10 protein-coding genes are annotated in these 13,089 nt (G+C 66.8%); 5 read left to right on the top strand and 5 right to left on the bottom strand.

Features of this window, described 5'->3' with window-relative positions:
• Window positions 1–19: 19 nt before the first annotated feature.
• The 5 genes from ACM9HJ_RS01700 to ACM9HJ_RS01680 all read right to left on the bottom strand — a co-directional run bounded on the left by ACM9HJ_RS01700 (window position 20) and on the right by ACM9HJ_RS01680 (window position 5,540).
• The gene (locus ACM9HJ_RS01700; protein WP_416569938.1) at window positions 20–1,054 is read right to left on the bottom strand and encodes an NAD(P)-dependent alcohol dehydrogenase; all 1,035 of its coding nucleotides are present in this window, start codon (window positions 1,052–1,054) and stop codon (window positions 20–22) included.
• Window positions 1,051–2,334 (bottom strand): cytochrome P450, encoded by a 1,284-nt coding sequence (locus ACM9HJ_RS01695; RefSeq protein ID WP_416569937.1) that lies wholly within the window; start codon window positions 2,332–2,334, stop codon window positions 1,051–1,053. The genes ACM9HJ_RS01700 and ACM9HJ_RS01695 overlap by 4 nt, the downstream gene beginning before the upstream one ends.
• A gap of 435 nt (window positions 2,335–2,769) precedes the next feature.
• Window positions 2,770–3,627: a succinate--CoA ligase subunit alpha gene (locus tag ACM9HJ_RS01690; protein ID WP_416569936.1), complete on the bottom strand. Its 858-nt coding sequence runs from the start codon at window positions 3,625–3,627 to the stop codon at window positions 2,770–2,772.
• The gene (locus tag ACM9HJ_RS01685) at window positions 3,620–4,771 is read right to left on the bottom strand and encodes an ATP-grasp domain-containing protein (protein ID WP_416569935.1); all 1,152 of its coding nucleotides are present in this window, start codon (window positions 4,769–4,771) and stop codon (window positions 3,620–3,622) included. Before ACM9HJ_RS01685 ends, ACM9HJ_RS01690 begins: the two co-directional genes overlap by 8 nt.
• A gap of 13 nt (window positions 4,772–4,784) precedes the next feature.
• A complete protein-coding gene (locus ACM9HJ_RS01680; protein WP_416569934.1) occupies window positions 4,785–5,540 on the bottom strand; it encodes an SDR family NAD(P)-dependent oxidoreductase in 756 nt (251 codons plus the stop codon).
• A gap of 170 nt (window positions 5,541–5,710) precedes the next feature.
• Between ACM9HJ_RS01680 and ACM9HJ_RS01675 the strand changes: the two genes are divergently transcribed.
• The 5 genes from ACM9HJ_RS01675 (at window position 5,711) to ACM9HJ_RS01655 (ending at window position 13,087) form a co-directional block, all read left to right on the top strand.
• A complete protein-coding gene (locus tag ACM9HJ_RS01675) occupies window positions 5,711–6,766 on the top strand; it encodes an amidohydrolase family protein (RefSeq protein WP_416569933.1) in 1,056 nt (351 codons plus the stop codon).
• Window positions 6,767–6,932: 166 nt separating this feature from the next.
• A complete protein-coding gene (locus ACM9HJ_RS01670) occupies window positions 6,933–9,314 on the top strand; it encodes a TonB-dependent receptor (RefSeq protein WP_416569932.1) in 2,382 nt (793 codons plus the stop codon).
• A gap of 277 nt (window positions 9,315–9,591) precedes the next feature.
• Window positions 9,592–10,428 (top strand): enoyl-CoA hydratase-related protein, encoded by an 837-nt coding sequence (locus tag ACM9HJ_RS01665; protein WP_416569931.1) that lies wholly within the window; start codon window positions 9,592–9,594, stop codon window positions 10,426–10,428.
• Window positions 10,429–10,431: 3 nt separating this feature from the next.
• Entirely contained in the window at window positions 10,432–12,111 is a 1,680-nt protein-coding gene (locus ACM9HJ_RS01660) for an acyl-CoA dehydrogenase family protein (protein WP_416569930.1), read from the top strand.
• A gap of 193 nt (window positions 12,112–12,304) precedes the next feature.
• Window positions 12,305–13,087, top strand: a complete 783-nt coding sequence (locus tag ACM9HJ_RS01655) for an enoyl-CoA hydratase-related protein (protein WP_416569929.1) — start codon at window positions 12,305–12,307, stop codon at window positions 13,085–13,087.
• The last annotated feature ends 2 nt before the right edge of the window (window positions 13,088–13,089 follow it).

The raw sequence follows: 13,089 nt of genomic DNA, 5'->3' as shown, positions 1-13,089 counted from the left end.
TGGTTTGTTGTTTGTTTGGCTACGGCACCAATACGGCCCGGCCCTTGATCTCGCCCGCGTCCAGCCTTGCATAGGTCGCCGCCAGCTCCGCGTACCCGACCCGCAGCACATCGGACTGCACGGCCCCGTCCTGGGCCAGCCCCACGGCCACGCGCAGATCGTCCAGCGTGCCGGCATAAGGCGTGCCGACGCTGGCGTCGCGCGGCATGGTGTGGAAGCGGATGGGCAGCATGCCGCCGCCCACGCCCACGATCTCCAGCCGCCCGCCCTGGGCCAGGGTGCCGGCGGCCAGCCCAAGGGTGGCGTCATTGCCCACGAAATCCAGGACCAGGGCGGCACCCCGCCCATCGGTCAGGGCGCGGATTTCCGCCGCGCTGTCGGAACCGGACAGCAGCACATGGTCGGCCCCCAGGTCCGTCGCCTGCGCCAGCTTGGCCGGCAGCCGGTCGATGGCGATGATGGTCGCCGGCGTCAGCGCCTTCAGCACCTGCACGGCCAGATGGCCCAGCCCGCCCACCCCGATGACCAGGGCCACCGACCCCGGCTCCAACAGCGCCGCCGTCCGCCGCACCGCATGCGCCACGGTGATGCCGGCACACATCAGGGGGGCGGCTTCCACCGGGTCCAGCGACCCCAGCGGCACCAGATGGCGGGGATCATCGACGATGAAATAATCCGCCATGCCGCCATCGCGGCCGGTGGCGAAGCCTGGCGTCAGGCCCGCCCGTTCACAGACATTCTCCGCCCCCTTGACGCAGGCCCGGCAGGACCCGCAGCCCCAGGAGAAATAGACGCCGTACGCGTCGCCGAGCGTGAGCCCCTCCACCCCCGGCCCGACCGCATCGATCCAGCCTGTCGCCTCATGCCCCATGGTGAGCGGCAGGGGGAAGAAGGGTGGGTCGGCATGGATGACCAGCAGGTCGGAATGGCACAGCCCGGCCCCGGCCATGCGCAACCGCACCTGACCCGGCCCCGGCTCCGGAATGGGGACCTCCACAACTTCCGGCATCCGCCCGGCTTTCAACAGGCGATAGGCGCGCATGGTCCCGCTCATGCCACCGCCTCCCGCAACGCCCGGCCGCTCTTGGCGCGGAAGCGGATGGGCAGGTGCTTGATGCCCCAGAACAGGTTGGAACTGGCCATCTCCACCGGTCCCGCCGGCTCGATATCCTCCAGATGCTCCAGCATGGCGGACAGCATCACCGCCATGTCCAGCCGGGCCAGATGCGTGCCCAGGCAGAAATGCTTGCCCAGCGCGAAGCCCAGATGTTCGTTCTTCACCCGCGTCACGTCGAACCGTTCCGGATCGACGAAGACCGCCGGGTCGCGGTTGGCGCCATGGAACCACAGTACGACCCAGTCGCCGGCCGCGATCTTCTGCCCGCCGATTGCCGTATCCTCCGTCGCGGTGCGCAGCGTGTGGGTCAGCGGTGCGCTGTAGCGCACGAATTCCTCCCCCGCCCGGCGCAGCACATCACGATCCTGGCGATTGTCGCGCAGATAGGCCCACTGGCCGGGATCGGCCAGCATCTCCGCCAGGCCCGTGCTCATCGATGCGCGTGTCGTCTCATGCCCCGCGGCGAAGAACATCAGGCCGTTGAAGCCGATCTCCGTGTCGGTCAGCGGCCTGCCATTGATTTCCGCCGTGGTCAGGGCGGTCAGCAGGTCGGCCCCGCCCCGGCCACGCTTGGAGGCCGCCAGTTCAATGCAGGTGCGCATGATATTGGCCACACCCGCCGTCTGGGTGGCCAGCGCGTCACCCACGGCGAATTCCGGGTCCTCCGGCGCCGCCAGCATGTTGTTCCAGCGATAGAGGTCGGCCCAATGGCTTTCCGGGATGCCCAGGATGGCGGCAATGACGGCGGTGGGCACCTTGCCGGCGAAATCGGTGGTGAAGTCGCAGGACCCTTGCTCCAGCAGGTCGGCCAGCAGATTGCCGGTGATGCGCCGGACCATGCCCTCCAGGTCGCGCACCCCGCCGGGGGAGAAGAAGGTCCAGAACTGGCGGCGCAGGTCGGTATGGGGCTGGCCGTCCATGATGGCCAGCTGCGCGCCGCTATGGGTCAGTTCGGTGAACAAGGCATCCTCCGGTGCCTCGAACTCCGGTCCCGCCGGCAGGTTGGCGCCATGGCGCTGCACGCTGAAGATGCTTGTGTCGTTGGAGAGCACGAAACGCATGTCGGCATGGCGGGTGACGGACCAGAAACCATGGCGCAGGCGGCCTTGCGTCCAATGCACCGGGTCCTCGGATCTGAGCCGCCGCCAGATCGGGTGCGGGTCATGGCGGCCGAAGAAGGATGGTGTCGTCAGGTTGATGTCGTCGTGTTCGCCCATGGCTCATCCTTCCGGCTGCGAACGGCAAGCCCCGGCCGCACGGACCCGTCGCCGGCGGGGTGTCCGCCGGTCGGTTGCGTGGTGATCGGCCGTTGGCTTGGAAAGGGCGGCACTGGCGCCCCGGTCCTTCTATCCATCCCCGTCGGTGCCTGCATTTTCACCCCGCAACGGGGCGGCACCGTTTCGTTAGACCAGAACAGGATGAACCAGCGATCATGGTAAACAAGCGAGTTTTCCCCACTTCGGCATGATCGCTGCTCATGGGGGACGATATCCCGATCCCACCCCTCCTCGTCATCCCGGCGAAAGCCGGGACCCAGGGGCCACAGGATCAAACCTATCGGCAGCGTCCATCAACGCAGCGTAGAGGTCGGGCACGCCGCCCCTGGGTCCCGGCTTTCGCCGGGATGACGGAAAGGGAGGAAGGGGCAGGCATCACTGTGCCGCCACCGCCTCCACCAAATCTTGTATCCGCGTGAACACGTGTGCGCCGGCAGCCCTCAGGGCCCTAGTCTTGCTGGCCACCGTCCCCGTCTCCCCATGGATCAGGGCGCCGGCATGGCCCATGGTCACACCCTCGCGCGACGATTGGCCGGCGATCAGGGCATAGACAGGCTTGGCGAAACCCTGGGCGGTGATGGATGCTGCCAGTTCCTCCTCCTCATCCCCGCCGATCTCCCCGATGATGACCAGGGCGCTGGTGCCGGGATCGGCGGCGTAAAGCGGCAGCAGGTCGGCAAAGCGCGTGCCCTTCACCGGGTCGCCGCCCACACCCACCCACAGGCTCTGGCCCAGCCCGCGCTCCACCAGCCGGTGGCAGACCTCATAGGACAGCGTGCCGCTTTTCGACATCACCCCCAGATTGCCAGGGGCCAGCGACACGTCGGGCAGGAAACCCATCTTCAGCACGCCGGGAATGGCCAGACCCGGCGTAGAGGCACCGATCCAGCAGGCACCCGCCGCCCTCACCGCCGCCTTGGCCGCGACCGCGTCATGGATGGGCATGCCCTCCGTCAATGTGACGATGGTGCGGATGCCGGCATCGATCGCTTCCAGGATGGCGGGCAGGACCGCCAGCGGCGGCACGATGGCGACGCTGGCCGTGGCGCCCGTGGCGGCGACGGCGGCGGCACAGTCGCGAAACAGCGGCAGCCCCTCCACATCCTCATCCCGTGGCGAGACGCCGCCGACGATATGGGTGCCATAGGCCAGCATGTACCGCGTATGCGTGCGCCCGGCGCGGCCGGTGATGCCCTGGACGATGGTGGGCGTGTCGGCTTTGATCTCAAGCATGGGCGTTTTCCGCTCGCGCGATGGCCAGGTCGATGGCGCGTTCCAGGTCGGTTTCGATCAGCACGGGATTGCCGGCCTCGGCGATGATGGCGCGGGCCTTGTCCAGGCCGTTGCCGATCATGCGGGCGGTGATCGGGGCCTGCAGCTGCGGCACCGATTTCAGCGCGATGATCAGCAGCCGCGCGATCTCGCCCAGATCGGTATGCCCGGCGAAGAAATTGATCAGGACGGAGCGGATGGACGGGCCGGCCGCGATGCGTTCCAGCACCTGGATCAGGCGGGCGGGATCGCCCTTGAACTGGCCGGTGCGGATATCGCAGAAATTGAACGGCCGCCGGCCGCGTGCCACCAGCTCGTCGATCAACTGCATGGACAGGCCGGCCCCCGTGGTCACCAGCCCGATATCGCCGTCGCGATCCAGCGGCACGTAGTCATAGCCCTGGTCCAGTTTCAACGCGGCTTCGGGATAAAGGTCGGGATTGTCGCGCACGATGGCGGCCAGTTCCCGCTGGCGCGGAAAGGCGTTTTCATCCACCGCCAGCTTGGTATCGCCGATCACCCAGGAACCGTCGGCCCGGATGAACAGCGGATTGATCTCCAGCAGCAGCGCCTCATAGCGGAAGAACAGCGGCACCAGGGATCGTGCCGCTTCCGTAACGGCCCCGCGCACCCCATCCGGCAATCGTTCCGCAAGCGTGTCGATTGCCGTCCGCAACGCCTCCGGATCGGCCGGAACGGCGGCGGAAAGCAGATGCGGTCGCGTGGACGGGTCTTCCACATCCACCCCGCCCTGGGCCGACAGCAGCAGGCGGATATTGCCCGGCCCCGCATCCAGGGTGAAGGACAGGTACGCCTCCCCCACGAAATCCACCGCACGCTCCAGCCGGCAGGCCTGGACCCGGTGGCCCTTGATCTCCATGCCCAGCAGTTCATCCAGCCCGGTGGCCAGATCACCGGCCTCGCGCACCAGCCTTATGCCCCCGGCCTTGCCGCGCCCACCCACGGGCACCTGCACCTTCAGGACCTGGGGCAGGGGCAGGGCCGGCAGGCCGGCGATATCGCCGCGCCGCACCAGCCGCCCGGCCGGCACGGGCAAACCGGCGGCCGCCAGCAGCATCTTGGCGTCATGTTCAAGCAGCATCATGGGTAAGCACTCCTCAAAGCCACCAGCGGCCGCCATTGACGATGATGGTCTGGCCGGTGATGTAGCGGCCTTCATCGCTGGCCAGCAGGGCGACCATGCCGGCGATATCCTCCGGCTCCCCTAAGAAGCCGACGGGGATGGAGGCCACGGCCTTGCGCGCCTCCTCCCCGGCACTGCGCTCCAGGGCACGGGTGCGCACCGGGCCGGGGCAGACGGCATTAACCGTCACGCCCTGCGGCGCCAGCTCGCGGGCCACGGCGCGGGTGAAGCCGATGATGCCGGCCTTGGCGGCGGAATAATCATGGCTGCCGACGGGGCCGATCACGGCTGATTCCGACGACATGTTGATCACCCTTCCGTACCCGCGCGCCGCCATGCCGGGCGCCACCGCCCTGGTGAAGCGCATGGTGGTGAACAGATTGATCTCCACCACGAAGCGCCAGACCGCCTCATCACTGTCCAGGAAGCTGGTCTTACGCTCCCGCGCGCCCTGGCCGACATTGTTGACCAGGATGTCGGTGGGACCCAACGCCGCCTCCGCCACCGCCACGAAATCGCGGACCTGTGCGGCGTCGGTGCAGTCGGCGGCCTGGGTGAACACCTTTGCACCGGTCGCTTCCAGTTCGGCCTGCAATGCCGCCAGCGGTTCCGGCTCCAGATCGATGATGCCCAGTGCCGCCCCCTCCGCCGCCGTGCGCAGGGCACAGCCACGGCCGATGCCGTTGGCCCCGCCCGTGATCATGGCGACCCGGCCCTCCAGACGTTTCATGACGCCCGCTCCTTCGTGCTTTCTGCTTCCCCAGCAGTGCAGTCGGGCCGGCGTCGGCGCAAACGAGTTTTCCGCATCCGCATGACATGAGGTCATGTCGGGGGATGCCGCCAATAAATCGGGCGGCACGCCGCATCGGCGATGGTAGCTTTCACCGGGGGAGGGACGCCATGAGCAAGGAAACCTTAGGCAACACCCGGTCCATGGCCGCGCTGGATATCTGGCTGGGTCAATATCAGGAGGAGGTGATCGAGCCGTCGTTGCCCATCATCGACGCCCACCACCACATGTGGGACCGGCCGCCGGAGAGCTATCAGTTGCCCGAACTGATGGCCGACATCGGTTCCGGTCACGATATCCGCGCCACAGTGTTCGTGCAGTGCAACGCCATGTACCGCGCCGACGGGCCGGAGGCGTTGCGTTGCGTGGGTGAGACCGAGTATGTCAACGGCATCGCGGCGGCCAGCGCCAGCGGCACCTACGGACCGCAGCGCCTGTGCGCCGGGATTGTCGGCCATGCCGACCTGCGGCTGGGACCGGATGTGCGGGCGGTGCTGGAGGCGCATATCGGGGCCGGCGGCGGCCGGTTCCGGGGCATCCGCCAGCAGGCCCAGCATGATCCGGTGCTGGGATCGATGAGCCGGGTGCCGCCACCGCCCGGCCTGCTGCATGACGCGGATTTCCGCCGGGGTTTCGCGGAACTGGCGCCGCTGGACCTGTCCTTCGATGCCTGGATCTACTTCACCCAGCTGAGCGATCTGGCCGACCTGACGAGGGCCTTTCCGGAAACCTCCATCATCCTGAACCATATCGGCGCCCCCCTGGGCATCGGACCCTATGCAGGCCGGCGGCAGGAAGTGTTCCGGCAATGGTCGGACGGGCTGAAGGTGCTGGCCCGGCATGCCAATGTCGCGGTGAAGCTGGGCGGGATGGGCTTGCAGTCATACGGATTTGGTTTCCATGAACGCGCGGTGCCGGCATCGTCGGTTGAGCTGGCGGCGGCTTGGCGACCCTATGTGGAAATCTGCATCGACCTGTTCGGCCCCGATCGCTGCCTGTTCGAAAGCAATTTCCCCGTCGATAAGCAGGCCTGCGCCTACCGCACCCTGTGGAACGCCTTCAAACGCATCGCCGCGGGCTGCACGGCCGCGGAAAAGACCGCCCTGTTCGCCGGCAACGCCGCCCGCCTCTACCGGTTGCAGAACCATTTGCCGCCTGCACGATGAGCATTGCTCATCCCCCCGCGCGCAAAACTCGATTCCGGTAAGCCGCAACCCGCCATACCTTTTGCTGGCGCCGGAGTGGTAATGCCATTGTATTCATAGAGCAGGCACGGCGCGTTCAAAAAATAAAGACGCCGCAGGCGATAAACACCAGGGAGGACAAGTGCCCATGCGCACCGCCATCTTCTGCACGCGCAGCGCGTTCCGGCGATCCACGGCGATCGCCCTGCCCATGATGCTGGCCGCCATGGCCGCCGGCCCCGCCGCCGCCCAATCCGCCGCATCCGCCGCATCCGCCAGCGGGCCGGTGCTGCTGGAGGAAATCATCGTCACCGCGCAGAAGCGCAGCCAGAACCTGCAGGACGTGCCCATCGCCGTCACGGCGGTGACGGCCGACATGCTGGACAGTGCCGGCACCTATAACGTGCTGGACCTGGAGAAGATCTCTCCCGGTCTGCAGGTCTATCAGACCGGCGCGTCGGTGCTGCCCTTCATCCGCGGTATCGGGTCGAACCAGTCCAACCCCGGCTTTGAAAGCCCGGTCGCCGTCTATCTGGACGGCATCTATCAGGCCAACAAGGGCGGCAACAGCTTCGATCTGGCCAATATCGAACGGATCGAGGTGCTGAAGGGACCCCAGGGCACCCTGTTCGGGCGCAATGCCACGGGTGGTGCCATCAACATCATCACCAAGGATCCGGGGCTGAACCCCACGGTCGATGCCGAAATCGGCTATGGCAAGTTCAATGAAAAGCGGGCCCGCGCCTATGCCGCCGGCCAGGTGACCGACACGCTGTCGGCCTCCGTCGCCTTCACCGGCCGCTGGGACGATGGCTATATCGACAATACCTTCCTGGACAAGAAGGCCAATCCCGCCAAGAACATGGTCGGCATGGGCAAGCTGGTGTTCAAGCCCAACGAGGATTTCACCGCCCGCCTGTCGGGATCGTACTATTACCATGACAACGCGACCTTCCTGTCGCCGCATGTCCTGGCCGGCACGGTGCCCACGGCGGTCAATGCCGGGGTGACGCCGGAATATGACTTGTACGAGACCGCGTCCAATTACGACACGATGGTGCGCAACAAGGGCTATCGCGGCACCTTGAACCTGGAATACGACTTCGCCGACACCCGACTGGTTTCCTATACCGGCTATGTGAACGGCGACAGCCGCACCCTGTCCAACAGCGACATTGCCGAGACCACCATCGGTTATTCCGGCAGCCGCAACCAGCCAGGCGAGCAATTCTCCCAGGAGTTGCAGCTGCAATCGACGGGCAACAACCGCGTCAACTGGATCGGCGGCGTCTATTACATGTGGTTCCGCGAAGGGTTCGACAATCTGATGTCGGCCTCCAACGTGCCCTCGCCGGTACGGCCGGTCGATCTGCAGCGTACCGGCGCCTCGGTCACCGCGTTCGAATCCTTTGTCACCACCGATGCCTATGCCGCCTTCGCCGAAGCCAATGCCAACCTGACCGACGATCTGCGCGTCACGGCCGGCCTGCGCTACAGCAGCGAGAAGAAGGGGGCGAAGGGCGAGATGTTCCGCTATGCCGCCGTGGCCGGTCCGGGTCCTGGCCTGGACCTCTACAACACCGCCCTGGGGCCGGAGAACCTGGTGTTCGGCAAGACGCCGCTGGCCGCCATGGACCTGTCGAAGAGCTTCGACAAGCTGACCTGGCGCCTGGCGCTGGATTACACGGTCAGTGACGATGTCATGGCCTATGCCAGCTATAATCGCGGCTTCAAGAGCGGTACCTACAATCCCAGCGTGGTCAGCCCCACCCAGATACCGGTCAACCCGGAAATCCTGGATGCCTATGAGATCGGGTTGAAGACGGAACTGCTGGACAAGCGCGTGCGCTTGAACAGTGCCGCCTTCTATTACGATTATTCCAACATCCAGGTGGGTCTGATCTCGTCCGCCGGCGTCACCACCGTGCAGAACGCGGCGTCGGCACGGGTCTATGGCCTGGATATCGACCTGACAGCCATGGTCAGCGACCAGCTGACCATGCGCGGGGCGGTCAACCTGCTGGACAGCAAGTATAAGAGCTATGCCAGCGCCCAGGTGTTCCTGCCGCGCACCACGGCCGCCTGTTCTGCCCCGCCGCCATCGATCACCTATGCCCAGGCCCAGACCCTGGCGGCGGCACCCAAGCTGCCTGGTTCCTGTTCCTACGCGCTGAACGCCAGTGGGCAGGATCTGATCTTCGCCCCGAAGATCAGCGCCAATCTGGCGCTGGATTACGAGGTGCCGCTGGCGGAACAGTCGCGCCTGCTGCTGACCGGTGCGCTTTACTATAATGGCGGGTACGACATCGTGCCGGGCGGCCTGTTCGGCCATATCGGTTCCTATGAATCGCTGAGCCTGTCGGCGACCTACTACGCGCCCGACGACCGCTATTTCGTGCGGCTGTGGGGCGACAACCTGACCGACAGCGACCACGCCATCTACATCTCGCCCCAGGCCCTGGGCATCCAGGAAGTGAACGCCCGCCCGCTGTCCTTCGGTGTGACGGTGGGGTTCAGCTTCGGGGATTGAGGAGAAGCGCGCAGGTCGGGGGTGGCTCCGGCTGCCCCTGACCTGCGGCACTGATACCAACGGTCATTGTCCATGACCGTTGGAGGCCGGCGACTGCCGGCCCGGCGCACGTGCGCCGTAAGCCAAGGGCGCGGATGCGCCCGCCCGGCGCCTGAGGGAACAAGTGCCAAATGAGCCCCCCTCATGGCGCACCCCCAAAAGTGGTTTGCCGGCCGGTGCTCTGCCCCGGCAATTTTCAAGCGACCTTGATGAAACCAAACATATCCGGAGTTGGACCATGGCGGCATCGCACGTCGATAAAACGGTCGAGGAGATGATCCTTGTCCGGCTGGAGGAACGGGCGGAAGGGGGGCGCGTCGCCTATGTGACGGTCGATAATGCCGAAAAGCACAATGCCCTGCCCGTGCAGGGCCGCGCCGCCCTGGCCCGCCGGATGCGCGAACTGGCCACCGATCCCGAACTGCGCTGCGTCGTGCTGACCGGGGCGGGAACCAAGTCGTTCATCGGTGGCGCGAACATCGCCGAGATGTCGGAATTCCCCGATCACAACATCGCCGAAAACGGCAGCGCCACCACGCATGCCGCCTGCGACAGCGTGCGGCGCATGCCGGTCCCCGTCATCGCCCGCATCGCGGGTTACTGCCTAGGTGCCGGCATGGAGATCGCCACCGCGTGCGACATGCGAGTGGCGGCCGACAATGCCAAGTTCGGCATGCCGGAGGTGCGCTATGGCGTGCCGTCGGGGATGGAAGCCTGCCTGATCCCCACGCTGGTCGGCTGGGGCAAGGCGCGGGAGCTGGTCTATACCGGCGACATCATCGACGCCGAGGAGGCGTACCATTTCGGCTATATGGAAAAGCTGGTCCCGCTGGAAAAGCTGGACGAGCAGGTGGAGAAATGGGTGCGGTCGATCTGCATCTCCGGCCCCCGCGCCATCCGCCTGCAGAAGGAGCTGATCCGCGACTGGGAACAGATGTCGGTTTCCGACGCCGTGCAGGCCGGCATCCGTTCCGTCGGCCGCGCCCATACCACGGACGAACCGCGCCGCCTGATGACCGCCTGGCGTGAACAGCAGCGCCTGAAGAAACTGGCCCGGCAGCAGCGGGGGGAATGAGGGATGGCTGCCATCCCCGAATTGCCGGCAGCGCTCTTCCTGTCCGATTGCCGCGCCGCCCTGTTGGCGGCCGGCCAGTACATGGCCATGGCCCGCCACCGGCTGGGCCGTCGTGTGGCGCCGCAGGGCTGCATCGATGCCGCCCTGCTGACCACGCACCAGCATGCCGCCCACGGCTTGGCCTGGATCGCAACCTATGTCGCGGCCCTACGGGCTTTGCTGGAATGGGCTGAGACGCTGGAAGGGCAGGGGGCTTTGTCGCTGCCTGAACGCCTGATCCTGTCGGCCGGGTTCGGGGAATATCTGGCGCAGCTGGCCGGCGGCATCGCTATGAGCCAGGGGGAATTCGTCCGGCCCGTGGACCTTGATCTGGGGCCGGAGGCCGACATGCTGCGCGCCAACCCGGCCTGCGCCCGGCTGCTGGCCGGCGGCAACGGCCCGGCGGTGCGTGACGCGCTGGCGGCGTCGCTGGCCGACGGGCATTTCGGCGATCCCCGCCATGATGACGAGATGCTGTCGGTCATGGCGGGTCAACTGCGCCGCTTCGTGACCGACCGGGTGGCGCCCGACGCCCATGGCTGGCACCGCGACAACGCCTACATCCCGCTGGAGATCATCCATGAGATGGCGGAACTGGGCGTGTTCGGCCTGACCATTCCGGAGGAATGGGGCGGGTCGGGCCTGGGCAAGCTGGCCATGTGCATCGCGTCGGAGGAATTGTCGCGCGGCTATATCGGTGTCGGGTCGCTGGGCACACGGTCGGAGATCGCGGGCGAACTGATCCGCCTGGCCGGTACCGACGCGCAGAGAAGCCGCTACCTGCCGCCCATCGCCAGCGGGGAATTGCTGCCCACGGCGGTGTTCACCGAACCGGATACCGGCTCCGACTTGGCGAGCCTGCGCACCCGGGCGGAGCTGGTGACCAAACCGGACGGCAGCCGCGTCTGGCGCGTGACCGGCAACAAGACCTGGATCACCCACGCCGCCCGCGCCGACATCATGACCCTGCTGGTCCGCACCGATCCGGCGCAAGAGGGCTACAAGGGCCTGTCCATGCTGCTGGCGGAAAAGCCACGCGGCGATGATGCCAGCCCGTTCCCGGCCGACGGCATGAGCGGCGGGGAGATCGAGGTCCTGGGCTATCGCGGCATGAAGGAGTTCGAAATAAGCTTCGACGGGTTCGAGGTGCCGGAAGAGAATCTCCTCGGCGGCGTGCCCGGCCAGGGTTTCAAGCAGCTGATGGAAACCTTCGAAAGTGCCCGTATCCAGACGGCGGCGCGTGCCGTGGGCGTGGCCCAGGACGCGCTGGAGGAGGGGCTGCGCTATGCGCTCGACCGGCGGCAATTCGGCCAGCCTCTGATCAGCTTCCCCCGCGTGTCGGGCAAACTGGCCTGGATGGCGGTGGAGACCATGATGGCCCGCCAGCTGTCCTACGCCGCCGCGCGGGCCAAGGATGGCAACAAGCGCTGCGATATCGAGGCGGGGATGGCCAAGCTGCTGGCCGCACGCGTGGCCTGGAGCAATGCCGACAATGCCTTGCAGATCCATGGCGGCAACGGTTTCGCCCTGGAATACCGCATCAGCCGCCTGCTCTGCGACGCCCGCATCCTGTCGATCTTCGAAGGGGCGGCGGAAATCCAGGCCCAGGTGATCGCGCGCGGGTTGTTGGCGGGGGAGAAGTGAGGGGTAGCCATTGCCACCCATTCTACCGTCACCCCGGCGAAAGCCGGGGCCCAGCGTAAGGCGCGGTTAGCGCCGATATGAGTCTTGTCGCGGCAGACGCCGCTCTGCGCCTGGGCCCCGGCTTTCGCCGGGGTGACGGTGGATATTGGGGGAAACCTGGCAGCCCAAACTTTGGCGGGCAAAGAGAGTTGAGATGACCCACGACACCCCACCCCCCCTGCGCATCGACCATGACGGCGCCATCGGCATCGTCACCCTGGACCGGCCGGAGCGGATGAATGCGCTGGACATGGCGATGCGACAGGCCCTGGCCGCCGCCTTCACCACTCTGGCCGGTGACCCCGCCATCCGTGTCATCATCGTCACCGGCAGCGACAAGGTGTTCGCCGCCGGTGCCGACCTGAAACTGTTGGCCGACAAGGGTCCGGCCCAGGTACGCGACCTGGGCTTTCCCGAGCTGTGGCGGCCCGTCGCCGACTGTCCCAAGCCCGTCATCGCCGCCGTTTCCGGCCCGGCCCTGGGCGCTGGGTGCGAACTGGCGCTGATGTGCGACATCATCGTGGCCGACCGCACGGCGCGCTTCGGCCAGCCGGAGGCGCGAGTGGGCATCATGCCCGGTGCCGGCGGCACCCAGCGGCTGGTGCGCGTACTGGGCAAGCATATGGCCAGCCACCTGCTGATGACCGGCGGCACGCTGGATGGCGAACGCGCCCACATGCTGGGGCTGGTGAGCGAACTGGCGGACGATGGTGCCACCCTGGCCGCCGCGCGCAAGCTGGCTGGCAAGGTCGCCACCATGCCGCCTTTGGCGCTGGCCGCCATCAAGCGCACCCTGGCCGCCGGGGCCGACACGGCCCTGGCGGCGGCCAACGCGCTGGAAAACCGGGAATTCCTGCTGCTGTTCGACACAGCGGACCAGAAGGAGGGCATGGCAGCCTTCCTGGAAAAACGTCCGCCCGATTTCAAGGGAAGGTGAGC

Source organism: Niveispirillum sp. KHB5.9 (assembly GCF_048066115.1).
Lineage (GTDB): Bacteria > Pseudomonadota > Alphaproteobacteria > Azospirillales > Azospirillaceae > Niveispirillum.
The sequence above is the reverse complement of the archived record's forward strand: the minus strand, read 5'-3'. Positions and strand labels throughout refer to the sequence as shown.